Here is a 25023-nt window from a genome sequence, read left to right as displayed (position 1 = left end):
GATGCTGACAAAAAGAATTATTCCATGTCTGGATGTAAATAATGGAAGAGTAGTAAAGGGCGTGAACTTTGTCAATCTTCAGGATGCAGGTGATCCGGTGGCAGTAGCGAAAGCGTACGACGAGGCCGGTGCAGATGAAGTTGTTTTTCTGGATATCACAGCATCTTCGGATCATCGTAATACAGTGGTAGATATGGTGCGGAAAGTCGCGGCTAACGTATTTATTCCTTTTACCGTAGGAGGCGGTATCCGCACGGTGGATGATTTTCGGTTGCTTTTGCGGGAAGGAGCAGACAAGATTTCCATCAATTCTTCTGCGATAAACCGCCCGGAACTGATTCATGAAGCAGCCTTAAAGTTCGGAAATCAGTGCGTAGTAGTTGCTATTGATGCAAAGCAGCGGGCAGACGGCTCAGGATGGAATGTCTATAAAAACGGTGGTCGGATCGATGTGGGTCTGGATGCTGTGGAATGGGCAAAAAAAGCAGAAGCCCTGGGAGCAGGAGAGATTCTTCTCACCAGTATGGACGGAGATGGCACAAAAGCAGGATACGATCTGAAACTGACCCGTGCGATCGCAGATGCAGTATCCATTCCGGTTATTGCTTCCGGTGGTGCGGGCTCGCTGGAGCACTTTTATGACGCATTGACAGAGGGCGGTGCAGATGCTGCACTGGCAGCGTCTCTGTTCCATTACAAAGAACTGGAGATCCGGGAAGTAAAGGAATATCTTCGGGACAGAGGACTTCCGGTTCGTCTGTAAAGATATCGGAAATATAAAAAAATACGTAACTGTTCAGTATCTTCACAGCTACGAAAATACAAGTGTGCGTGGAAATCCGGTAAAATCCGGATACAGGAAGATTGCCATTACACACACAGGAGAGGAGGAGGGCGCATGCCTCCGATTTCAGGAGCATGGGCAAAAGCCCTGGAAGGTGAATTTCACAAACCCTATTATAAAAAACTATTTGAAACTGTGGGAAAAGAATATGCAACCCATCAGATTTTTCCGGCGGGAGATGATATTTTTAATGCGTTTCATTTTACACCGCTGGATCAGGTGAAAGTAGTGATTCTCGGACAGGATCCGTACCACGGAGACGGACAGGCGCACGGGCTTTGTTTTTCGGTAAAACCGGATGTGGAGATTCCGCCTTCACTGGTGAATATCTACAAAGAACTGGAAGATGATCTGGGATGTTATATCCCAAACAACGGATATCTGGAAAAATGGGCAAGACAGGGTGTTCTGATGTTAAACACAGTTCTGACCGTACGTGCTCATCAGGCAAATTCCCATCGGGGGATCGGCTGGGAAGAATTTACCGATGCGGCAATTCGGGTGTTGGCGGCGCAGGATCGCCCGATGGTTTTTATCCTCTGGGGCAAACCGGCTCAGAGTAAAAAATCCATGCTTGACCCGGACAAACATCTGATTCTGGAGGCTCCTCATCCCAGTCCGCTATCCGCTTACCGGGGATTTTTTGGAAGTAAGCCGTTCAGTAAGACAAATGCTTATCTGACAGCACATGGTCTGGAGCCGATTGACTGGCAGATCGAGAATAGGTAGTCCGGCTATAGAAGACAGATCAGGTATTTGCCGGGATTTTTCCATGAAAGCCGGAAAAACCGAAAAAGAGATAAAGCAGGAGTAAATGATGAGTGAGAAAAATGGATTAGTGAAAAACGCCTCATTTCTGATGATGGCGACTTTGATCTCCAGGGTGATCGGTCTTTTGTATCGAAGCCCTCTGGGGGTTGTGCTGGGAACGGTAGGACTTGGATATTATGGATATGCGAATAACGTGTATGTTATTTTGCTTCTGATTTCTGCCTACAGTATTCCGATGGCAGTATCGAAGGTCGTATCGGAACGTCTGGCACTGAAACAATATCGAAATGCCCAGAAAGTCTTTCATGGGGCGTTATTATATGCAATGATCGTGGGTGGAGTGGCAGCTCTGGTTGCCTTTTTCTTTGGTAATTATCTGCTTCCGGTCAATCAGCAGCAGGCACTTCTGGCTTTGCGGATGCTGGCGCCGACAATTTTCTTTTCAGCAATTCTTGGCGTTATGCGTGGATATTTTCAGGCGCACAGCACGATGATGCCAACCTCGATCTCTCAGATTCTGGAGCAGATCGCCAATGCGATCGTCAGTATTCTGGCGGCATGGCTGTTGATCAAGAAGTTTGCAGTGGACGAGGAGACGCATGCGATTTATGGTGCAGCCGGTGGTGCGATGGGTACCGGAGCCGGTGTGCTGACCGGTCTGGCATTTATGTTGATTGTCTATGCGGCAAACCGGAAATCAATCCATAAAAAGATAGCCAGAGATAAACATACACAGGAAGAGTCCATGGTGGGCGTTATGAAGATCATTTTCCTGATGGTAACGCCGATTATTTTCAATACTTTTGTATACAATGCCAGCAGTTACCTGGATTCCAAGATTTTCTCGGATATCCTGAATATGAAAGGCATCGCTGCAAAAGTAGTCAGTGGTCAGTGGGGAGAATACAGTAATTACTACATTACGCTGATCAATATTCCGCTGGCACTTTCAAGTGCCACTTCCTCTGCGATGATGCCGGAGATTGCAACGAGATTTATCAAAAATGAGTATAAAGAGGCAAATGAAAAGATCAACGAGGGAATCCAGCTGACGATGTTTTTGTGTATCCCGGCAGCAGTTGGTTTGGCTGTGCTGGCGTTTCAAATCACAAAAGTGCTGTTTCCATCCAGTGGAACACTGTCGGGACAGCTGCTTTTAGCAGGTTCCATAACGGTTATTTTCTCCGCACTGTCTACGATTACGAACGGAGTGTTGCAGGCAATCGGTAAAGCGAGAATTCCGCTTCGAAACTCTGCGATTTCTCTGGTGCTGAATGTGATCACTGTGGCGGTATGTTCTTTTGCAGCTCCACAGATGGGCGTGTTCTCTGTATTGATCGCCAGTCTGGTATTTGCAGTCGCCATGTGTGTATTAAATGCCATGTCCCTGAAAAAATATCTGGGTCACAAGAACGATTTTGTCAACGGTTACGGAAAACCACTGGCAGCGGCAGCAGGTATGGGTGTTGTGGCATGGATCGTATATTACGGACTACATCTTCTGGTGCCGATCCGTATCGTGTGTCTGGGTGTTTCTGTAATTCTGGCAGCACTGGTATATCTGATTTTGTATGTGATCGTTACGAAAACAACGGTGGAACAGATGCGGCGGTTCCCGATGGGAAATTATGTGGTGAAAGTGCTACGGATCCTGAAAGTATTCCGATAAAGACAGGAATGGGATTTCCTGAAATAAAGTAATTTGAGTATGGCTGGTAGATTCTGTACAGAACGCCAGCTTTGCTTTGTTTTCTATACAGATAATGAAGCTGCAATTGTAACTATTCAGCAGCCATTATCCCGTGAGGTGTTTTGGCATATTTATGCCAAAATCCCGAGACATACAAGCAAAAATGCCATCACCGAAGGTGATTTTAAATGCGTTTTTGCTCGTAACTGTGAAGGTACTGAATAGTTACCTGCAATTAATGAAGAATAGAACAGCAATGATTTGTGTAATGGAAGAAAGAAGGATATTACAATGGAAGAAACACAGAGACCATGTAAAAGGGTAGTGGATTCTCAGACGGAACAGACGTATCTGATGCGCCCCAATTATCTGAACTGTTATGGAAATCTGTTCGGAGGACAGCTGATGGGCTGGATTGATGAAATTGCCAGTATCGTGGCGATGCGTCACTGCGAGGCGGACATCACGACAGCGGCGATCGATAACCTGAATTTCAAAGAGGGAGCTACTGTAAATGATGTAGTAGTTCTTCGGGGAAAGATTACGTATGTGGGAAGAACTTCGATGGAAGTACGTGTGGACACATATGTAGAAAGTCGTCACGGTATCCGGAAGGTGATCAACCGTGCATATGTGGTAATGGTAGCCGTTGATGAACACCATCACCCGATTCCGGTCCCGGGACTGATCGTCGAGTCGGAAAATGACAGGGCAGAATGGGAAGGCGGAGAAAAACGATATAGGTTAAGAAAACAGCGGAGAAAAGAAGGATTTTAAAAAGAAAATGAAAATGGCTGAGGAAACGTTCTATGACGAATCCTCAGCCATTTTTATTGCAAAAAAGATCTGTAGTGTAATGATTTTCGCAGATCCATTGTTCTGCTTTTACTTCATATTCTTTACAGCCGTAGACAGCATCAGTTTGATACGGTTCAGCTGGTTTACTTCAGAAGCGCCCGGATCATAGTCGATGGCTACGATATTTGCCTCCGGATGGCTTCTGCGGATCGCTTTGATAACACCCTTGCCAACGATGTGGTTCGGCAGGCATCCGAATGGCTGCGTACACACAATATTCTGTGTACCACCGTGGATCAGTTCCATCATCTCACCGGTCAGAAACCATCCTTCACCGGTCTGGTTACCCATGGATACGATCGGTGAAGCCATGCGGGCGAGATCCGAGATATTTGCCGGCGGATCAAAGTGACGGCTCTTCTTGAACTCTTCGGTAGCAGCACTGCGCAGCCAGTTGATAGCGGCGATACCGGCATTTCCGGTGATAGCTGAAGTCTTCTTAAAGCCCAGTTTCTCATGCTTGAAGTTCTGGTTGTAGAAGCAGTAGCACATGAAGTCAGCCAGATCCGGAACGACAGCTTCGGCACCTTCCTGTTCCAGAAGCTCAGCCAGATGATTGTTGGCAGCAGGAAGGAATTTTACCAGGATCTCACCTACGATACCGACTTTCGGTTTCTTTAAGTTCTCATCGATCGGCAGACGGTCAAAATCGTGGATGATCGTACGGCAGATCTGTTTGAACCGGGTATGGCTGAGATGTTTGCCGGATACAAAATCGATACAGATTTTTTCCCATTTTCTATGTAAGCGGTCGGTGGATCCTTTTTTGATTTCATAAGGACGCATGCGGTATACACATTTCATCAGGATATCACCGAAGATACATCCGTAAGCCAGTCTGCGTGCCAGGCCGGGAGTAATCTTGAAGCCGGGGTTGCTCTCCAGACCGCTCAGGTTGATGGAGATTACCGGGATATGTCCCATATCCGCTTTATTCAATGCACGGCGGATGAATCCGATATAGTTCGAAGCACGGCATCCACCACCGGTCTGTGACATGATGATCGCTACTTTGTGCAGGTCGTATTTGCCGGATAACAGTGCCTGCATGATCTGTCCGACAACCATCAGGGACGGGTAGCAGGCATCGTTATTTACATATTTCAGTCCTACATCGACGGCCTCTTTGTTATCATTCGGAAGGACTTCCAGATGATAGCCGCTGGCATTGAAACCTGCCTCCAGAATATTAAAATGCATCGGAGACATCTGTGGGCAGAGGATAGTGTAGTCTTTTCGCATCTCTTCGGTAAATGGTACCCGCTTGATAGAAGAAGGCTGAATCTCCCGTTTCTTTTGCTGTTTCTGTCTGGTTCGAATGGCAGCCAACAGAGAGCGGACACGGATTCTGGCAGCACCTAAGTTGTTTACTTCATCAATCTTCAGGCAGGTATAGATTTTTCCGCTGTTGGAGAGAATTTCCTGTACCTCGTCGGTGGTTACGGCATCCAGACCACAGCCGAAGGAGTTTAACTGGATCAGATCCAGATCGTCACGTTCTTTGACAAAGTTTGCAGCAGCATATAATCGGGTATGATACATCCACTGGTCATTGACACGAAGCGGACGCTCCAGTGGTGCCAGATGAGACACAGAGTCTTCGGTCAGTACGGCGATTCCGTAGGAATTAATCATATCCGGGATACCATGATGGATCTCCGGATCAATGTGGTACGGACGACCTGCCAGAACGATGCCGCGTCTTCCGGTTTCTTCCATATAGCGAAGGGTTTCTTCTCCCTTTCTGCGGATATCGTTTCTCATATGTTCCAGTTCTGCCCACGCAGCATGTGCCGCTTCCAGAACTTCTTCTTTCGGAAGATCGGAGAATTCCTCCACCAGACGCTTTGTGGCTGTCTCTTCATTCGTCAGAGCCAGGAACGGGTTGCGGAAGGTGATGGATGGATCATTTAATTCATCTACATTATTTTTGATGTTTTCTGCATAAGAGGTTACAATCGGGCAGTTGTAATGGTTAATTGCTTCCGGGAACTCGGTACGTTCATATGGAATACATGGATAGAAGATAAACTTCACACCCTGACGAAGCAGCCAGGTCACGTGACCGTGTGCCAGCTTTGCCGGATAACATTCAGATTCACTTGGGATGGATTCGATACCAAGTTCGTAGATCTTACGGTTGGAAGTAGGAGAGAGTACCACCTGATATTTCAGCTTTGTAAAGAAGGTGAACCAGAACGGATAGTTCTCAAACATATTCAGGACTCTCGGGATACCTACTTTACCGCGGACAGCCTGATCGGCATCAAGCGGTGTGTAACCGAAGATTTTTTTGTATTTATAATCAAACAGGTTCGGGATATTTTCTTTATTTTTCTGTTTTCCGATACCACGCTCACAGCGGTTACCGCTGATATACTGACGACCACCGGAGAAACGGTTGATAGTCAGACGGCAGCTGTTGGTACATCCCTTACAGTTTGCCATGCTGGTGGTGTATTTCAGATCATTGATTTTGTCGATGGAGAGCATGGTTGTATCTTTGCCATCTTCGAACCGTTCTCTTGCGATCAGAGCGGCACCGAAAGCACCCATGATACCTGCAATGTCCGGGCGGATCGCTTCACAGTTGGCGATTTTTTCAAAGCTTCGCAGTACCGCATCGTTATAGAATGTACCACCCTGTACGACAATATTTTTACCAAGCTCAGAAGCATCAGAAACTTTGATTACTTTATATAACGCATTCTTGATAACAGAGTAAGCGAGACCGGCGGAGATATCTGCAACGGAAGCACCTTCTTTCTGAGCCTGTTTTACTTTGGAGTTCATGAATACGGTACATCTGGTACCGAGGTCGATCGGATTCTCTGCGAATAAAGCTGCTTTTGCAAAATCCTGTACACTGTAGTTCAGGGATTTTGCAAAGGTCTCGATGAAGGAACCGCATCCGGAGGAACAGGCTTCATTTAACTGTACGCTGTCTACGGTGTGATTCTTGATCTTGATACATTTCATATCCTGACCGCCGATATCGAGGATACAGTCGACCTTTGGATCAAAGAAAGCGGCCGCATAATAGTGAGATACAGTTTCAACCTCGCCCTCATCAAGCATCAGAGCAGCTTTGATCAGTGCTTCACCGTAACCGGTGGAGCAGGAGTAGGCGATCCGGGCAGTGTCCGGCATCTGGGAATAGATTTCCTGGACGGCACGGATGGTGGTTGCCAGTGGATTCCCGTTGTTGTTGTCATAGAACGAATACAGCAGGGAACCATCTTCACCGACCAGAGCGGCTTTTGTTGTGGTGGATCCTGCATCGATACCAAGGAAACAGTTGCCTTCATAGGAAGCCAGATCACCGGTGGCTACGTTGTACTGACTCTGGCGTTCGTTAAACGCATCATAGTCTTCCTGGGAAGCGAACAGCGGTTCCATACGTGCAACTTCAAAATCCAGTTTGATAGACTGTGCCATCCGTTCTTTCAGAGCAGACAGAGATACGGAAACCTCTTCTTTGGCATTCAGTGCGGAACCGATTGCTGCAAACAGATGAGAATTTTCCGGAACGATGGTATGCTCTTCATCAAGTTTCAGAGTACGGATAAAGGCCTGTTTTAATTCGGACAGGAAATGCAGCGGACCGCCAAGAAATGCGATATGACCGCGGATCGGTTTTCCGCAGGCCAGTCCACTGATGGTCTGGTTGACAACTGCCTGGAAAATAGAAGCAGACAGGTCTTCTTTGGTAGCACCGTCGTTGATCAGCGGCTGGATGTCCGATTTTGCAAATACGCCGCAGCGGGCTGCGATCGGATATAGAGCCTGATAGTTTTTTGCATATTCGTTCAGTCCGGTAGCATCGGTCTGTAACAGGGAAGCCATCTGGTCGATGAAGGATCCTGTACCACCGGCACAGATACCGTTCATGCGCTGTTCGATGTTGCCGCCCTCAAAGTAAATGATTTTGGCGTCCTCGCCGCCAAGCTCGATGGCTACATCTGTTTTTGGGGCAAGTTCCTGCAACGAGGAAGAAACTGCAATTACTTCCTGTACAAAAGGAACTTCCAGATGATTGGCAAGAGCCAGTCCGCCGGAACCGGTGATAACCGGATGTACGGTCATCTCTCCCAGTTTATCAATGGCTTTTGACAGAAGGGAAGCCAGAGTTTCCTGAATATTGGCAAAATGCCGTTCATAGTCAGCAAACAGAATCTGATGAGACTCATCCAGAATGGCAATTTTAACCGTTGTGGAACCGATATCGATTCCCAGGGTATAATTTGGTGTGTTGTTTGTTGTAGCAGTAATAACTGCCACCTCCTTTTCTGTATGTATATGTAACTATTCAGTAGCCACTGTCCCGCGAGGTGTTTTGACATGAATATGTCAAAATCCCGAGACATACAAGCCAAAATGCCATCACCGAAGGTGTTTTTATCGTTTAAATGCATTTTGGCTCGTAACTGTGAAGGTACTGAACAGTTACATGTATATGAGTAACCGTTCCTGAGTTTCAACAGTTACATAGGTGTCTGCGTGCATTCCGTTATTCATGGAAAGACAACAGATGGAATGCCACAAAGGGATTACTTTCTACGAATCCTACATCCTGTCAGATATGAAAACTGTCATATAAACAGTTACATATTTAAATAGGAACATGTCCGAAAATCCGGACTGACTTATTATATGACATTTATTGGAATATGGCAATGTAGAAAAAAGAGATAATCTTTAAAAAAAGAGAAAATAATTGTGAAATATTTATTGAAAAAAAAGGTGGAAACAGATATAATAAGCGGTACTGTATGAAAGAACATGGGCATTATTGAAGAAAAAAAGCAATGATGTTTTAAAATCAGAGGATCAGAAAAACTGAACATATGGACCATATACCGGAACATCCGGTAAAAGAAAAGAGAAAGGTGATAAAAATATGTATAAGCTCATAGCCAGAGATGGAAATGCAAAACGTGCAGAATTTCAGACCGTTCACGGAACCATCCAGACTCCGGTATTTATGAACGTAGGTACTGCCGCAGCCATCAAAGGAGCAGTGGCGACTACAGATTTAAAAGAAATCGGCACACAGGTAGAACTGTCCAATACCTACCATCTCCATGTGCGTCCGGGTGATAAAATTGTAAAACAGATGGGAGGCCTCCATAAATTCATGAACTGGGATCGTCCGATTCTTACGGATTCCGGCGGATTTCAGGTATTTTCCCTGGCAGGTTTAAGAAAGATCAAGGAAGAAGGCGTAACTTTCCGTTCCCACATCGATGGTCACAAGATCTTCATGGGACCGGAAGAGAGTATGCAGATCCAGTCCAACCTGGCTTCCACCATTGCGATGGCTTTCGATGAGTGCCCGTCCAGCGTGGCAGAACGAAGCTATGTGGAGGATTCCGTGGCAAGAACCACCCGTTGGCTGGCAAGATGTAAAACCGAGATGGCCAGACTGAACAGCCTGGAAGATACGATCAATAAAAATCAGCTGCTGTTCGGTATCAATCAGGGAGCTATCTTTGATGATATCCGTATCGATCACGCAAAAGCGATCAGTGAGATGAATCTGGATGGGTATGCGGTAGGTGGACTGGCTGTAGGAGAAAGCCATGAAGAAATGTACCATATCCTGGATGTGACCGTACCTCATCTGCCACTGGAAAAGCCAACGTATCTGATGGGTGTCGGAACCCCGGCCAACATTCTGGAAGCAGTAGATCGTGGTGTGGACTTTTTCGACTGTGTATACCCGAGCCGAAACGGCCGTCACGGACATGTATACACCAACCAGGGAAAGAGAAACCTGTTCAATGCCAAATATGAACTGGATCAGCGTCCGATCGAAGAAGGATGTCAGTGTCCGGCCTGCCGAAATTACAGCCGCGGCTATATCCGTCATCTGTTAAAAGCGAAAGAGATGCTGGGCATGCGTCTCTGCGTCCTGCATAATCTGTATTTCTATAACACAATGATGAGCGAGATTCGTCAGGCCATCGAAGAAGGCAGATACAAAGAATATAAAAAACAGAAGCTGGAAGGTTTCCTGGAAAACGACAAAAAGTAAAAAAACAATAAAAATATCAAAAACAGCTTGATGGAACCCCTGTTTTTGTGTATAGTAGTAATAACGTCCGTAAACGGAAAAGAAAAAGCAGGAGGAATGTGCAATGGGAGTAGTAATGACTTCAACACAGGCAGCAGGAGCAGCAAGCACTATCTATATGATCGCTATGCTGGTTATCATGTTCGCTCTGATGTATTTTTTAATGATCCGTCCGCAGAAAAAAGAACAAAAACGGGTCACAGCCATGCTGAATGATATGGAAGTAGGCGATGCAATAGTTACCACCGGTGGTTTCTACGGAGTTATCATCGATATCACCGATGAAGATGTAATCGTAGAATTCGGAAACAACAAAAACTGCCGAATCCCAATGAAAAAAGCAGCTATCGCAGAAGTAGAAAAAGCATCTGACGCAACTGAATAAAATGACATAAGCAAGATAAATAAAATGACCAATCAGGTTTTCAACAGAGAACTTGGCTGGTCGTTTTTTTCTTTTTATGTGACAAAGAAGGCAAAATCAATATTTTTATAGAATATTGAAAAGCTTTAATGATCAGGAAATAGAGTATTTGCCAATGTCAGCCGGAAAGGAGCAGGGACAGGGTGTGGTGACATTTTGCGTGCGGTTAGAGTGTTTTCAGATCCGGCTCTTAGAAGAACTTGACGGTGAGCGGCTCTCCGCGAACCGGCATTTAGTTCTTCTTAGAGACTAGCTGAAAACCGCTCTGCACGCTGCCGCCACACCCTGTCCCTGCTCCTTTCCGGCGTCCGTTCCCAATACCCCCTCAACTTTCCCTTGAAAATACCATGAAAATAGATTATGATAGTCTGTAACAGATTAAAGAGGTAAAGAAAGAAAGGATGAAACGATTATGAACTACAAAATTGCATTAATTCACGGAGACGGAATCGGTCCTGAAATTGTGAATGAAGCAAAAAAAATATTAGATAAAGTATGTCAGGTATACGGGCACACATTCACATACACCAACGTACTCCTGGGTGGTGCATCCATCGACGTACACGGTGTCCCGCTGACTGATGAAGCTGTCGCAGAAGCAAAATCCAGCGATGCTGTTCTGATGGGATCCATCGGAGGAGACGCAAAAACATCCCCGTGGTATCAGTTAGAGCCATCCAAACGCCCGGAAGCAGGGCTTCTGGCAATCCGTAAAGCTCTGAACCTGTTCGCAAACCTTCGTCCGGCATACCTGTATGATGAACTGAAAGCTGCATGCCCGTTAAAAGAAGATCGGATCGGTGACGGATTTGACATGATCATCGTCAGAGAACTGACCGGAGGTCTTTACTTCGGAGAAAGAAAGACCGAAGAACAGGATGGCGTGATGACAGCTGTGGATACCCTGTCTTATAATGAAAAAGAAATCAGAAGAATCGCTGTCAAAGCATTTGAGATCGCGATGAAGAGAAGAAAGAAAGTAACAAGCGTAGACAAAGCAAACGTACTGGATTCCTCCCGTCTGTGGAGAAAAATCGTAGAGGAAGTAGCAAAAGACTATCCGGAAGTAACCCTGGAACATATGCTTGTAGACAACTGTGCGATGCAGCTGGTACATAACCCGGGTCAGTTTGATGTCATTCTGACAGAGAATATGTTCGGAGACATCCTTTCCGATGAGGCAAGTATGGTAACCGGATCCATCGGTATGCTTTCCTCCGCAAGTCTGAACGAGACAAGCTTTGGACTGTATGAGCCAAGCCACGGTTCTGCACCGGACATCGCAGGGAAGGGAATTGCAAACCCGATCGCAACTATTCTGTCCGCAGCAATGTTACTTCGTTATTCCCTGAATCTGGACAAAGAAGCAGATGCAGTGGAAACAGCTGTTCAGGCAGTCTTAAAAGAAGGATACCGTACCGGAGATATTATGTCTGAAGGATGCACACAGGTAGGAACCGTACAGATGGGTGACCTGATCGCAGAACGGATTCACTAAAACTGAATGAGAAAACAGAAAGGAAGCGTAACGAATATGAGAAGTGATGCAGTAAAAACTGGAATGCAGCAGGCACCTCACCGGTCCCTGTTTAACGCACTGGGAATGACAAAAGAAGAGATGGAGAGACCGTTAGTCGGTATCGTAAGCTCTTATAACGAGATCGTTCCCGGTCATATGAATCTGGATAAAATCGTTAATGCAGTAAAACAGGGAGTTGCCATGGCAGGCGGTACGCCGATCATGTTTCCGGCGATTGCGGTCTGTGACGGTATCGCCATGGGACATATCGGAATGAAATATTCCCTGGTAACCCGTGATTTGATCGCTGATTCCACAGAAGCGATGGCGATGGCCCATCAGTTCGATGCACTGGTTATGGTGCCAAACTGTGATAAAAATGTACCGGGACTTCTGATGGCAGCAGCCAGACTGAACGTACCGACCGTATTTGTCAGCGGTGGTCCGATGCTTGCAGGTCATGTACACGGTCAGAAACGAAGCCTGTCCAGTATGTTCGAGGCAGTAGGATCCTACGCAGCCGGAACTATGACAGAGGACGATGTGGAAGAATTTGAAAATAAAGTATGCCCGACCTGCGGTTCCTGTTCCGGTATGTATACAGCCAACAGTATGAACTGCCTGACTGAGGTACTGGGTATGGGACTTCGTGGAAACGGAACCATCCCGGCTGTATATTCCGAACGTATCAAACTGGCAAAACATGCCGGCATGCAGGTTATGGAAATGTACAGAAAGAATATCCGTCCGAGAGATATCATGACAAAAGAAGCAGTCATGAATGCACTGACTGTAGATATGGCACTGGGATGTTCTACTAACAGTATGCTGCATCTGCCTGCAATCGCACATGAAATTGGATTTGACTTCGATATCACTCTGGCAAATGAAGTAAGTGCTAAAACACCAAACCTGTGTCATCTGGCACCGGCAGGACCGACTTACATGGAAGACCTGAACGAAGCAGGCGGTGTGTATGCTGTCATGAATGAATTATCAAAGAAAAATCTGCTGAATCTGGACTGCATGACAGTAACCGGAAAAACAGTAGGAGAAAATATTGCAAACTGCGTTAACCGGAATCCGGAAGTTATCCGTCCGTTAGACAATCCATACAGCCAGACCGGAGGACTTGCTGTTCTGACAGGTAATCTGGCACCGGACGGTGGTGTTGTAAAACGCAGTGCTGTCTGCGAAGAAATGATGGTACACGAAGGACCGGCTCGTGTATTTGAATGCGAAGAAGATGCTATTGCAGCCATCAAAGGCGGAAAAATTGTTGCGGGTGATGTTGTTGTGATCCGTTACGAAGGACCAAAAGGTGGTCCCGGCATGAGAGAAATGCTGAACCCGACTTCCGCAATCGCAGGTATGGGACTGGGATCTTCCGTAGCACTGATCACAGACGGACGATTCTCCGGAGCATCCAGAGGAGCTTCTATCGGACACGTATCACCGGAAGCAGCCGTAGGCGGACCAATCGCACTGGTAGAAGAAGGCGACATGATCCGTATTAATATTCCGGAAACCAGTCTGGAACTGCTGGTATCTGACGAGGAACTGGCAAAGAGAAAAGCAAACTGGCAGCCGCGTGAGCCGAAAGTAACGACCGGATATCTGGCACGTTATGCAGCTATGGTAACTAGTGGTAACCGTGGTGCCATTCTCGAAGTACCGAAGAAATAATTTAGGAGGAAAGACTGATGCAGCTTACAGGATCAGAAATTATTATTGAATGCCTGAAAGAACAGGGCGTAGACACCGTATTCGGATATCCGGGAGGAACGATCCTGAATGTCTATGATGCTTTATATAAACACAGTGATGAGATCCACCATGTACTTACATCTCATGAGCAGGGTGCTTCCCATGCTGCTGACGGATATGCCCGTGCTACCGGAAGAGTAGGTGTATGTATGGCAACCTCCGGTCCGGGAGCAACCAATCTGGTAACCGGTATCGCGACAGCCCATATGGATTCTATCCCGATGGTAGCGATCACAGCTAACGTGGCAACAGGGCTTCTCGGACGTGACAGCTTCCAGGAGATTGATATTGCCGGCGTTGTTATGCCAATCACCAAATATAGTATGATCGTAAAAGATATCCATGACCTTGCACCTGCGATCCGCCGTGCATTTACCATTGCACAGAGCGGAAGACCGGGTCCGGTACTTGTGGATGTGACAAAAGATGTGACAGCAGCTGTTACAGAATATACTTATCAGGAGCCGACACCGATTGCTCCGTATACTGCCGAGATGATGGAATCTGACCTAGATCAGGCAGCAAAACTGATCAGTGAGGCAGAAAAACCATTCATTTTCGTGGGCGGAGGTGCGATCACTTCCGGAGCGGCAGAAGAACTGCGCAAATTTGCACACACCATTAATTCTCCGGTAACGGATTCCCTGATGGGAAAAGGCGCATTTTCCGGAGAAGACGAACTGTATACCGGCATGCTTGGTATGCACGGAACCAAAACATCCAACCTGGGTGTGACAAAGTGTGATCTTCTGATCACTGTGGGAGCACGTTTTTCTGACCGAGTAACCGGTAACACTGCAAAATTTGCACAGAATGCAAAGATCATCCAGATCGATGTGGATGCCGCAGAGATCAACAAAAACATTAAAGTAGACTGCAGTATCATCGGCGATGTCAAAGAAGTATTAAAAGAATTAAACAAAAAGATCTATCCGAAGAATCACGATGCCTGGGTGAAAGAAGTGGAAGATATGAAAGCAAAATATCCGCTGAAATATAACCAGGAAGGTCTGACCGGACCGTATGTCATCGAAGAACTGTATCGTGTGACAAAGGGTGATGCGATCGTCGTTACCGATGTGGGACAGCACCAGATGTGGGCTGCCCAGTATTACAAATACAAAGAACCGCGTACTCTGATCACTTCCGGCGGACTGGGAACCATGGGTTATGGTCTTGGAGCAGCAATCGGTGCAAAATTCGGTCGTCCGGACAAAGTGGTAGTCAATATCGCAGGTGACGGATGCTTCCGTATGAACATGAACGAAGTTGCTACGGCAGCAAGAAATAACCTGCCGCTTATTGAGATCGTTATTAACAATCACGTACTGGGCATGGTGCGTCAGTGGCAGACTCTGTTCTACGATCACCGTTATTCAAGCACCATACTGGATGACAAAGTAGATTTTGTAAAATTTGCAGAATCCATGGGTGCAGTTGGCATCCGTGTGACCAAAAAAGAAGAAGTGGGTCCGGCGATCGAAAAAGCAATCGCACTGAACACAACTGTTGTGCTGGACTGCCAGATCGACTGTGATGACAAAGTATTCCCGATGGTTCCTGCAGGAGCTCCGATCGAGGAAGTCTTTGATGCTGAGGATCTTGCGAAGAAAGAAAAATAGGAATTAATAAATAAAGCAAACCTGATACATTAAAATATATATCTGGTTTGCTTTATTGCTATAAAAATATATTTAACAGAATTTTGATATTGACAATAATTTATCAGAGGTGTATAGTGTTTCATATGTTAGCACACTAAAGTGCTAACGGGAAAGAAGAAAAAGGACAGCTGTTTAGCTGGCATATGCGAAGGTGCTGAACAGTTATGAAAATGTGAGAAAGAGGAGGAAACTAAGGTGAGTAGAGTTTACAATTTTTCAGCAGGTCCTGCTGTACTGCCGGAAGAAGTGCTGAAAGAAGCACAGGCAGAGATGTTAGATTATAAGGATACAGGAATGTCTGTGATGGAGATGAGTCACCGTTCCAAAGCTTTTGATCAGATTATTCAGGAAGCAGAAAAAGATCTGAGAGACCTGATGCACATCCCGGATAACTATAAAGTGTTATTCCTTCAGGGCGGAGCATCTCTGCAGTTTGCCATGATCCCGATGAACCTGATGAAAAACAAGGTTGCCGATTATATCGTAACTGGTCAGTGGGCAAAGAAAGCATGGCAGGAAGCACAGAAGTACGGAAAAGCAAACAAGATTGCCACTTCCGAAGACAAGACATTCTCTTATATCCCGGACTGTTCTGATCTTCCGATCAGCGAAGATGCAGATTATGTATACATCTGTGAGAATAACACGATCTATGGAACAAAATTCAAAGAACTGCCAAATACCAAAGGAAAAGATCTGGTGGCAGATGTTTCCTCCTGTTTCCTGTCTGAACCGGTAGATGTAAGCAAATATGCAATCATCTACGGTGGTGTACAGAAAAATATCGGACCGGCCGGTATGGTCATCGCAATCGTAAGAGATGACCTGATTACAGACGATGTATTGCCGGGAACTCCGACCATGATGAAATATAAGACACATGCTGATGCAAATTCTCTTTATAATACACCAAACTGTTACTGCATCTACATCTGTGGTAAAGTATTCAAATGGCTGAAAAAACAGGGCGGTCTGGAAGCAATGAAAGAGCGCAATGAAAAGAAAGCCAAGATCCTGTATGATTATCTGGATGAAAGTAAACTGTTCAAGGGAACCGTAGAAAAAGCTTCCCGTTCTCTGATGAACGTTCCTTTCGTAACAGGAGACCCGGATCTGGATGCAAAGTTTGTAAAAGAAGCGAAAGAAGCAGGTCTGGAGAATCTGAAAGGACACAGAACTGTCGGTGGTATGCGGGCAAGTATCTACAATGCTATGCCGATTGAAGGTGTGGAAAAATTAGTGGAGTTCATGAAAAAATTTGAGAAGGAGAATCTGTAAGATGTTTCAGTATCAATGTCTGAATCCGATCTCCAAAGTGGGACTGGATGGATTTACAAATGATTACACAAAAACCGAAGAAATAGAAAAAGCCGATGCGATCCTGGTAAGAAGTGCTTCGATGCATGAGATGAAATTACCGGAAAACATTCAGGCTATTGCCCGTGCCGGAGCCGGTGTCAACAACATTCCGTTACAGGATTGTGCAGAGCAGGGTATCGTCGTATTCAATACACCGGGAGCTAACGCAAACGGTGTCAAAGAAATGGTAATCGCCGGCATGCTCCTTGCATCCCGTGATATCGTAGGCGGTGTGGAATGGGTAAAACAGGAAAAAGATAACGAAAATGTTGGAAAACTGGCAGAAAAACAGAAAAAACAGTTTGCCGGCTGCGAGATCAAAGGAAAGAAACTCGGTGTCATCGGTCTGGGAGCCATCGGAGCCATGGTTGCCAACACTGCGATTTATCTTGGTATGGAAGTATACGGATATGATCCATATATTTCTGTGGATACCGCATGGAAGCTTTCCAGAGAGATCAAACATATCGCCAACGTGGAAGATATTTTCAAAGAGTGTGATTACATTACCCTTCATGTGCCGCTTCTTGACAGCACAAAGGGCATGATCAGCAAAGACAGCATCGCAATGATGAAAGACGGTGTGGTTCTGTTAAACTTCTCCAGAGACCTTCTGGTGGATGAAACTGCTCTGATAGACGCGCTGGAAACAGGAAAAGTGAAAAAATATGTCACAGATTTTGCAAACCCCACCGTTGCAGGCGCAAAAAATACACTGGTAACACCACATCTGGGAGCATCCACAGCTGAATCCGAAGACAACTGTGCATGCATGGCAGTCAAAGAACTGAGAGATTATCTGGAAAATGGTAATATCCATAATTCTGTCAACTATCCAAACTGCGATATGGGTATCTGTGGTGTGGCCGGAAGAATCGCCATCAACCATAAAAATGTAGTAAACATGATCAGCCAGTTCGCAACAGTCCTGGGTGGAGCAGGTATGAATATCTCTGATATGACCAACAAGAGCAAAGGGGATTATGCATATACTCTGATCGATCTGGAGACGCCGGCAACACAGGAGATCATCGACAAATTAGACGAGATCGAGGGCGTTCTGAAAGTAAGGATAATAAAATAAATAGAAAATAAAACGTGCTGGAGCGTGCCTGAAAAATCATTTCCGCAATCTGCAAGCCCCACTTTGCGGTATATTTTACCCTCATTCGGTTGCCGTAGCCCGCTACGCCGCCCTCATTCGGATAAAATCTCCCACAAACTGGGTCTCGCAGCTCACGAAAAGCCTTTTTCAGACACGCTCTAGCGCAGGAAGAAGAAAGGAGAGTCGTTACATCCGAAAGGGCAAAACGGCTCTCTTTTCACGAGGAAGATTTGAATTTAAGATTCAGTGTAATATATATTTCGGTTACTTCTTCTTACGATTGTATTTCGAGTATGAAAATGGTATGATAAATATAATATATAAAAAAATTGTAACTATTCAGTAGGCAGTATGCCGGAAGGCGTTTGACCTGAATATGCCAAAATCCCGAGACATACAGTTAAAACGCATTTGGCTTGTAACTGTGAAGGTACTGAACGGTTACGAAATCGCAGGAGGTAGGGGTTTATGTCTGACAAATTATATGAATTGATGGATTGGCCGGAAATTGAGGCAGTTGTATATTCTGAAGAATATGCGCCGAGAGAGATCCTCGGACCACATGTAACCGGTGACGGAGTGCTGATACAGTGCTTTTTTCCGGGGGCGGACAAAGTAACAGTGAAAATGACAAAAGACGGCAGAGAGTATCCGATGAGTAAAGAGGACGATGCAGGATATTTTGCTGTATTACTGAGCGGGAGAAAGATTCCGGAGTATACCTATCTGGTGGAGCAGGAGGGGGAACAGATCGAATGCTATGATGCATATGCGTTTCCCTGTCAGATCACACTGGAAGAAGAACAGAAGTTTATCAATGGTATCTGCTATGATATTTACGAAAAACTGGGTGCACATCCGATGACTGTCAATGGTGTGGATGGTGTGTATTTTGCAGTCTGGGCACCGAATGCGGCCCGTGTCAGTGTGGTTGGAGATTTTAACCACTGGGATGGCAGAGTATACCAGATGCAGCGCCTTTCGGTATCGGGAATCTATGAGCTGTTTATCCCACAGATTCCGGTAGGGTCTCTGTATAAGTATGAACTAAAATTAAAAGACGGTCTGACTTACCTGAAAGCCGATCCTTATGCAAACCAGGCAGAACTTCGCCCGGCAACTGCTTCGGTGGTGGCAGATCTTACACAGTATGTCTGGAAAGATCAGACATGGATGAAGGAACGAAAAAAGATTCAGACAGAGGATGCCCCGATGTTCGTCTATGAGATGCATCTGGCATCCTGGAAAAAACCGGAAGACGGAAGAGAATTCTATAATTACCGGGAACTTGCACCGATGATCGTGGCTTATGTCAAAGAGATGGGATATACACATGTGGAACTGATGCCGGTGATGGAACATCCGTTTGATGCCTCCTGGGGCTATCAGGTGACCGGCTATTATGCACCGACCAGCCGCTACGGCTCACCGGAAGATTTTATGTATTTTGTGGATACGCTCCATCAGGCGGGTATCGGTGTGATTCTGGACTGGGTACCGGCGCATTTCCCACGGGATACCTTCGGACTTGCCAACTTTGACGGAACCTGTCTGTATGAGCATCTCGATCCGAGACAGGGGTATCATCCACACTGGGGCACACTGATCTACAATTATGGAAGACCGCAGGTGAAAAACTTCCTGATTGCCAACGCACTGTTCTGGACAGAAAAATTCCATGCAGACGGTATCCGCTTTGATGCAGTGGCTTCCATGTTGTATCTGGACTATGGAAAGAACGATGGGGAATGGGTTGCAAACATCTACGGCGGCAATGAAAATCTGGATGCTGTGGAATTGTTAAAACATCTGAATTCTATCTTTAAAAAGAAACATCCGGATGCTCTTCTGATAGCAGAAGAGTCCACAGCATGGCCGAGAGTGACAGGAAGTGTGGACACGGAAGATGGTCTGGGATTTGATTACAAATGGAATATGGGATGGATGAATGATTTCGTCGGCTATATGAGTAATGATCCGTATTTTCGTGGTGCACACCATAACGAACTGACATTCAGTATGGTTTATGCTTACAGTGAACGGTTCATGTTGAGCTTATCCCATGATGAAGTGGTACACCAGAAAGGATCGCTATTGGAGAAGATGCCTGGAATCGAGGATAAAAAGTTCGCAAATCTGCGTGCGGCGTATGGCTTTTTTATGACACATCCGGGTAAAAAACTTCTGTTTATGGGACAGGAATATGGTCAGGTACATGAATGGGCAGAAAATAAAGCTCTTGACTGGGAAGACCTGGAAAAACCGGCACACAGACAGATGCAGAACTATACGAAAGCCCTGATTCAGCTTTATAAGACGCATCCGGCACTGTGGAAACTGGACTATGATCCCGATGGATTTGAATGGATCAACTGCGTGGAATGGGAAAAGAGTATGGTGACTTTTCTTCGAAAGTCCAAAAAACAGGAAGATACACTGGTTGTTATTTGTAATTTCTCGGATGTTGCTTATGAGGAGGAACTGGTAGGTGTCCCGTATGCAGGAAAATATAAAGAAATCCTGAACAGTGATGCAAAGGAATACGGTGGAACCGGTGTGGTCAATCCACGTGTAAAGATTGCGAAGAAAGAAGAGACGGATGATCGTCCGTATACGATCAAAGTAAAAGTTGCACCGTTAAGCGTAGCAATTTACAGCTTTACAAAAACAGCAGCAAAGACATCTACCAACAGAACGGCAAAAACAGCGAAAAAGACAGCCGGAAAAGCAGAAAGAAAGATGCTGTCTGCAACTGAGAAAAAAGAAGGACTTCGTAAAGTCATCCAGCAGAAGCTGGAGACGGCTGAGAAGAAAGGTGCAGAAGAGAAAGAAAAACGCACAGCAAAAGAAGCAGAAGCTGCGAAGAAGCCAAAAGAGAAAAAGACGGTAACAGCTAAAAAGGAGACTAAGACAGAATGACGAATGCAATAAAGGCGCTGGCTCAGTGGAAGGGGAGTATTCCACAGGACGGACTTCTTGATTTCGTGCTGAAAGTCATCCTGGCGCTGATCGTTTATTTTATCGGAACAAAACTGATCGGATGGCTCTGCAAAAATCTGCGGAAACATCTGGTAAAATTCGGAAGTGATGAGGCAGCAAAAAGCTTTCTTTTATCAGGAATTAAGATTGGGCTGCATCTGATCCTGATCCTGACGATTGCCGGAAATCTTGGCGTGGACAAGACTTCGGTGGCTGCACTTGTAGGTTCTGCCGGCGTGGCGATCAGTTTGGCTTTGCAGGGTGGCTTATCCAACTTTGCAGGCGGACTGATCATCATGTTCCTGCGCCCGTTTTCCGTTGGCGATTACATCATCGAAAATGGGGAAAAGACCGAGGGAACGGTACAGAAGATCGAACTGTACTACACTACGCTGATGACCATCGACAGCCGTCGGATCGTGATCCCCAATTCTGTGCTGACAAACGACAGTATCACGAATGTAACGGCAATGGAAAAAAGAAGACTGGAGATCAAAGTGGGAATTTCCTATGAATCCGACCTGCTTTTGGCAAAACAGATTCTCCGGGAACTGATCGAAAAAGATCCGGAACTTATGGATCGGGAAGAAACTCAGATTTTTGTGGATGAACTGGGGGACAGTGCAGTGATCTTAGGGCTTCGTGCCTGGGTAAAAACAGAAGAATTCTGGAATACCAAGTGGCGTATGAATGAACAGATCAAACTGGAATTTGATAAGAGGGGCATTCGGATTCCGTATCCGCAGATGGATGTGCATATGCACCGGTGAAAGGAAAATATAAAGAGTTTACAAAGTGTAAAAAAATATTAAGAGAATTGAAATTGTATTCCTCGACAAATGGTATATAATTATCCAGAAAAAGGATATACTTGCAAAACGCAGACAGAGCGCGGTGTGTATACAGAAAGGGAGTAAAAGAATAAAGGGGAATCATGGCACAAAAGAAGGGTAAAAAAAGAAAAAAGAAGAAACAGAAAAAAGTAATCATCAGCGTGTATCTTTGCCTGATCCTGTTGCTTGGAGTGGCAGCAGCGTATATATGGAGAAGTAATTATTACAAAATCCATTTTTATAAAGATACGTGGATCAACGGACAGGACTGCAGCGATAAGACAGCTTCGGAAGTAAAGGAGCTTCTGCAGGAAAAAATCAGTGAATATACACTGAACATCACCACGAAAGAAGGGGAAACATATACTGTTACCGGACCACAGTTTCATCTGACGTATGTGGATGACAATGGTGTGGATCAGTTACTGACAGATCAGAAACCACTGGAGTGGATTCTCCATGCGTTCCGGGGAGGTAAGTATGAAGTATCGGCGAATACCACCTACGAAGAAGATGCGGTGGAACCGATTATAAAAAGCCTTCCGTTTATGAGCGAGGCAAATATGGTACAGCCCCGGGATGCGGCACTACAGGAAACTGCAGATGGGTATAGGATAGCCCCTGAGGTGGAAGGTAATGCGGTGGATGAAGAAAAAGTTATTTCTCTGGTACAGGATGCCATACAAAATGGCACGACAGAACTTTCTCTGGTGGATCAGGACTGTTATCTGAAACCGGCAGTGTATCAAAATGATGAATCTCTGAACGAACAGATGAATACGCTGAATTCGCTGACCGATGCAAAACTGACTTATACAGTGAAAGGTACCGTATCCACGATTGATCATGAGGTGTTAAAATCCTGGCTTGTACAGGACGAAAACGGCAATTATTCTATTGATGAATCGAAGGAAAAGGCGTTTATTGAGCAACTTGCGGATCAGACTGATACCTATGGAAAGTCCAGAAAATTTACAACTCACGACGGTGCACAGATCACACTGGCAACCAACAGATACGGCTGGCAGGTAGACCGGGAAAAATCCCTGGAAAACCTGAAAACGGCACTGGCTGAAGGAAAAGAGCAGGAGATGGAACTTTCTTACAGCCATAAGGCAAAAGGAACAAGTGATAACGATCTTGGCGATGTCTATGTAGAAATCAGCATCGACAGGCAGACAATGTGGTGCTACAAAAACGGACAACTTGTGGTGGAGACTCCGGTGGTTACCGGTGATATATCAAAAGAAGGAAGAGCCACTCCGAAAAACGGTTGCTGGCCAATCTTCTGGAAGACCACAGAATACACCATGAAGGGGCCAAAAGATGCGAACGGGCAACCGGAATATACGGCTTTCGTTCATTACTGGATGCCATTTAACGGTGGCGTCGGTATTCATGATCTGGCGAGTCGTGGTAATAATTTTGGTGGTGATATATATAAAACCAATGGCTCCCACGGATGTATCAATACTCCGCTGGAAGCTGCAAAAACTATCTACGAGACAGTATCGGTGGGAACACCGGTAATTGTATATTAAGCATAAGGAAAAGCAGGTTTCTGAACGATAAGAAAAAAGGATTGGAAACCTGGACAGAAAGTAAGGAGACCAACTATGATTGCACAGGAATATAAAAAGATGTTAGGAGCAAAATCCGTAATCCGTGAGATGTTTACTTACGGAACCGAACGGGCAAAAGAGATCGGAAAAGAGAATGTATTTGACTACAGTCTCGGTAATCCGTCTGTGCCGGTTCCGGAAAAATTTACAAAGAAAATGATCGAACTGCTGGAGACGGAAAGCCCGGTAGCCCTTCATGGATACAGCCCGAGCCTCGGTATCGACAGTGTGCGTGAGGCGGTAGCGGTATCTCTGGAAAAACGTTTCGGTCTGCCATATAAAAAAGAACATATTTTCATGTGCTCCGGTGCGGCAGCAGCTCTGGCACATGCATTCCGTGCAGTAACTGTTCCGGGAGATTCCATCCTTACTTTCGCACCGTTTTTTCCGGAATACAACCCGTATGTCAATCTGACAGGAGCAAAACTGAAAGTTGTTCCGCCGGATCTGAAAGGATTCCAGATTGACTTTGAAAAATTCGAGACCATGCTGACAAACGATGTTACCGCAGTTCTGATCAATACGCCGAATAATCCGTCCGGTATTGTATACACCACCGATACAGTCAGAGAACTGGCGCGGATCATGGAGAAAAAAGCAGCAGAATACGGTCATGAGATATATCTGATCTCAGATGAGCCGTACCGTGAGATTGTTTTTGAGGGTGTGGATGCACCGTTTATCGCGAAGTATTATCCGAATACCATCACCTGTTACTCCTTCAGCAAATCGCTGTCCCTTCCTGGAGAGAGAATCGGTTATGTGGCAGTGTCACCGAGCTGTAATGAGGCGGAAACCATTGTAGATATGTGCGGACAGATTTCCCGTGGTATCGGGCATAATTGCCCGGCATCCCTGATCCAGCTTGCAGTGGCTGATTGTCTGTACGATACCGCAGACCTGTCAGTATATGAGAAAAATGCAAATATTCTTTATGATGCCCTGACTGGTATGGGATTTGAGATCGTACGCCCGGGCGGAACCTTCTACATGTTCCCGAAAGCTCCGGAACCGGATGCGGTTGCATTCTGTAAGAGAGCAATGAAACAGGATCTGCTGTTAGTGCCCGGTGATACCTTCGGCTGCCCGGGATATTTCCGTATGGCTTACTGCATCGAGACGGAGAAGGTAGAACGTTCTCTGTATGCATTCCGAAAACTGTAAAAGAAATAAGAGAAGATATAGCAAAAGAAAAGGTGGTGGAACAGAGAAGTTCCATCACCTTTTCTTAAAAGTCAGTGACTGTTCAGCAGGTAGATAACGAAAAAACGCCCACCACCTGAAAATAAATGGCGAACGTTTCTGAAAAGCTGAAAATGGGACTTGAACCCACGACCCCTTCATTACGAGTGAAGTGCTCTACCAACTGAGCTATTTCAGCCTGTGAATCAATACAAAAGATATTATATATGATTTGTATGGAAAAGGCAAGACTTTTTGTGCATTTTCATGAAATTTTTTGAAAAAACAGGAAAACTTGTTAAAATCAGAAGGGAATGAGAGGATACCGGA

The 25023-nt window shown here is 45.6% G+C and carries 18 protein-coding genes and 1 tRNA gene; 16 read left to right on the top strand and 3 right to left on the bottom strand.

Annotated elements, in window-relative coordinates; all coding sequences use genetic code 11:
* Position 1: 1 nt before the first annotated feature.
* The 4 genes from hisF (at position 2) to FYJ57_RS06925 (ending at position 4082) form a co-directional block, all read left to right on the top strand.
* Positions 2–763 (top strand): imidazole glycerol phosphate synthase subunit HisF, encoded by a 762-nt coding sequence (gene hisF / locus FYJ57_RS06940; RefSeq protein ID WP_154432130.1) that lies wholly within the window; start codon positions 2–4, stop codon positions 761–763.
* 135 nt (positions 764–898) lie between these two features.
* A complete protein-coding gene (locus tag FYJ57_RS06935; RefSeq protein ID WP_022171729.1) occupies positions 899–1573 on the top strand; it encodes a uracil-DNA glycosylase in 675 nt (224 codons plus the stop codon).
* An 85-nt stretch (positions 1574–1658) separates the two neighbouring features.
* Positions 1659–3284, top strand: a complete 1626-nt coding sequence (locus FYJ57_RS06930) for a putative polysaccharide biosynthesis protein (RefSeq protein WP_154432129.1) — start codon at positions 1659–1661, stop codon at positions 3282–3284.
* Between the two features lie 312 nt (positions 3285–3596).
* A complete protein-coding gene (locus tag FYJ57_RS06925; protein ID WP_022171731.1) occupies positions 3597–4082 on the top strand; it encodes an acyl-CoA thioesterase in 486 nt (161 codons plus the stop codon).
* 108 nt (positions 4083–4190) lie between these two features.
* Here the strand turns inward: FYJ57_RS06925 and FYJ57_RS06920 are convergent, their stop codons facing one another.
* The gene (locus FYJ57_RS06920; protein ID WP_328597441.1) at positions 4191–8444 is read right to left on the bottom strand and encodes an acyl-CoA dehydratase activase-related protein; all 4254 of its coding nucleotides are present in this window, start codon (positions 8442–8444) and stop codon (positions 4191–4193) included.
* Positions 8445–9063: 619 nt separating this feature from the next.
* On the opposite strand from FYJ57_RS06920, the gene tgt reads away from it, so the two are divergent.
* The 7 genes from tgt to FYJ57_RS06885 all read left to right on the top strand — a co-directional run bounded on the left by tgt (position 9064) and on the right by FYJ57_RS06885 (position 18056).
* Complete coding sequence (gene tgt / locus FYJ57_RS06915; RefSeq protein ID WP_154432128.1) at positions 9064–10200, top strand: tRNA guanosine(34) transglycosylase Tgt; 1137 nt, start codon at positions 9064–9066, stop codon at positions 10198–10200.
* Between the two features lie 157 nt (positions 10201–10357).
* Positions 10358–10624 carry a preprotein translocase subunit YajC gene (yajC, locus tag FYJ57_RS06910; RefSeq protein ID WP_408636463.1) on the top strand — a complete coding sequence of 89 codons (267 nt, stop codon included), beginning with the start codon at positions 10358–10360 and terminating at the stop codon, positions 10622–10624.
* Between the two features lie 451 nt (positions 10625–11075).
* Positions 11076–12161: a 3-isopropylmalate dehydrogenase gene (gene leuB, locus FYJ57_RS06905; protein WP_106492572.1), complete on the top strand. Its 1086-nt coding sequence runs from the start codon at positions 11076–11078 to the stop codon at positions 12159–12161.
* A gap of 36 nt (positions 12162–12197) precedes the next feature.
* Entirely contained in the window at positions 12198–13868 is a 1671-nt protein-coding gene (gene ilvD, locus FYJ57_RS06900) for a dihydroxy-acid dehydratase (RefSeq protein WP_022171737.1), read from the top strand.
* A 17-nt stretch (positions 13869–13885) separates the two neighbouring features.
* On the top strand, positions 13886–15571 hold the full coding sequence (gene ilvB / locus FYJ57_RS06895; RefSeq protein WP_154432127.1) for a biosynthetic-type acetolactate synthase large subunit: 1686 nt from the start codon (positions 13886–13888) through the stop codon (positions 15569–15571).
* 237 nt (positions 15572–15808) lie between these two features.
* Complete coding sequence (gene serC / locus FYJ57_RS06890; protein ID WP_277663473.1) at positions 15809–16891, top strand: 3-phosphoserine/phosphohydroxythreonine transaminase; 1083 nt, start codon at positions 15809–15811, stop codon at positions 16889–16891.
* Between the two features lies 1 nt (position 16892).
* Complete coding sequence (locus tag FYJ57_RS06885) at positions 16893–18056, top strand: phosphoglycerate dehydrogenase (protein WP_022171740.1); 1164 nt, start codon at positions 16893–16895, stop codon at positions 18054–18056.
* On the opposite strand, the gene FYJ57_RS16220 is transcribed toward FYJ57_RS06885, so the two are convergent.
* Positions 18001–18207, bottom strand: a complete 207-nt coding sequence (locus FYJ57_RS16220; protein WP_328597442.1) for a DUF6783 domain-containing protein — start codon at positions 18205–18207, stop codon at positions 18001–18003. The two genes, FYJ57_RS06885 and FYJ57_RS16220, sit on opposite strands and share 56 nt — an antisense overlap.
* Here FYJ57_RS16220 and FYJ57_RS16215 point away from each other — a divergent pair.
* The 5 genes from FYJ57_RS16215 (at position 18127) to FYJ57_RS06865 (ending at position 24675) form a co-directional block, all read left to right on the top strand.
* Positions 18127–18423: a DUF6783 domain-containing protein gene (locus tag FYJ57_RS16215; RefSeq protein ID WP_321069980.1), complete on the top strand. Its 297-nt coding sequence runs from the start codon at positions 18127–18129 to the stop codon at positions 18421–18423. The genes FYJ57_RS16220 and FYJ57_RS16215 overlap by 81 nt on opposite strands.
* A gap of 122 nt (positions 18424–18545) precedes the next feature.
* Positions 18546–20996 carry a 1,4-alpha-glucan branching protein GlgB gene (gene glgB / locus FYJ57_RS06880; RefSeq protein WP_154432126.1) on the top strand — a complete coding sequence of 817 codons (2451 nt, stop codon included), beginning with the start codon at positions 18546–18548 and terminating at the stop codon, positions 20994–20996.
* Positions 20993–21826, top strand: a complete 834-nt coding sequence (locus FYJ57_RS06875; RefSeq protein WP_154432125.1) for a mechanosensitive ion channel family protein — start codon at positions 20993–20995, stop codon at positions 21824–21826. Before glgB ends, FYJ57_RS06875 begins: the two co-directional genes overlap by 4 nt.
* A 164-nt stretch (positions 21827–21990) precedes the next feature.
* Entirely contained in the window at positions 21991–23430 is a 1440-nt protein-coding gene (locus tag FYJ57_RS06870; RefSeq protein ID WP_154432124.1) for a L,D-transpeptidase family protein, read from the top strand.
* A 75-nt stretch (positions 23431–23505) separates the two neighbouring features.
* Positions 23506–24675, top strand: coding sequence for a pyridoxal phosphate-dependent aminotransferase (locus tag FYJ57_RS06865; protein WP_154432123.1), 1170 nt, complete (start codon positions 23506–23508; stop codon positions 24673–24675).
* 144 nt (positions 24676–24819) lie between these two features.
* Here the strand turns inward: FYJ57_RS06865 and FYJ57_RS06860 are convergent.
* Positions 24820–24892 (bottom strand) — tRNA-Thr (locus FYJ57_RS06860).
* Positions 24893–25023: the final 131 nt, after the last annotated feature.

This window comes from Oliverpabstia intestinalis (genome assembly GCF_009696065.1).
Taxonomy (GTDB): domain Bacteria; phylum Bacillota; class Clostridia; order Lachnospirales; family Lachnospiraceae; genus Oliverpabstia; species Oliverpabstia intestinalis.
Note: the sequence above shows the minus strand (reverse complement) of the source record. Positions and strands in the feature narration are given on the sequence as shown.

Bases quoted from the DNA above. Each gene is read 5' to 3' on its own strand.
- hisF (WP_154432130.1), top strand. From the start codon at position 2: ATGCTGACAAAAAGAATTATTCCATGTCTGGATGTAAATAATGGAAGA.
- FYJ57_RS06935 (WP_022171729.1), top strand. From the start codon at position 899: ATGCCTCCGATTTCAGGAGCATGGGCAAAAGCCCTGGAAGGTGAATTT.
- FYJ57_RS06930 (WP_154432129.1), top strand. From the start codon at position 1,659: ATGATGAGTGAGAAAAATGGATTAGTGAAAAACGCCTCATTTCTGATG.
- FYJ57_RS06925 (WP_022171731.1), top strand. From the start codon at position 3,597: ATGGAAGAAACACAGAGACCATGTAAAAGGGTAGTGGATTCTCAGACG.
- tgt (WP_154432128.1), top strand. From the start codon at position 9,064: ATGTATAAGCTCATAGCCAGAGATGGAAATGCAAAACGTGCAGAATTT.
- yajC (WP_408636463.1), top strand. From the start codon at position 10,358: ATGATCGCTATGCTGGTTATCATGTTCGCTCTGATGTATTTTTTAATG.
- leuB (WP_106492572.1), top strand. From the start codon at position 11,076: ATGAACTACAAAATTGCATTAATTCACGGAGACGGAATCGGTCCTGAA.
- ilvD (WP_022171737.1), top strand. From the start codon at position 12,198: ATGAGAAGTGATGCAGTAAAAACTGGAATGCAGCAGGCACCTCACCGG.
- ilvB (WP_154432127.1), top strand. From the start codon at position 13,886: ATGCAGCTTACAGGATCAGAAATTATTATTGAATGCCTGAAAGAACAG.
- FYJ57_RS06885 (WP_022171740.1), top strand. From the start codon at position 16,893: ATGTTTCAGTATCAATGTCTGAATCCGATCTCCAAAGTGGGACTGGAT.
- glgB (WP_154432126.1), top strand. From the start codon at position 18,546: ATGTCTGACAAATTATATGAATTGATGGATTGGCCGGAAATTGAGGCA.
- FYJ57_RS06875 (WP_154432125.1), top strand. From the start codon at position 20,993: ATGACGAATGCAATAAAGGCGCTGGCTCAGTGGAAGGGGAGTATTCCA.
- FYJ57_RS06870 (WP_154432124.1), top strand. From the start codon at position 21,991: ATGGCACAAAAGAAGGGTAAAAAAAGAAAAAAGAAGAAACAGAAAAAA.
- FYJ57_RS06865 (WP_154432123.1), top strand. From the start codon at position 23,506: ATGATTGCACAGGAATATAAAAAGATGTTAGGAGCAAAATCCGTAATC.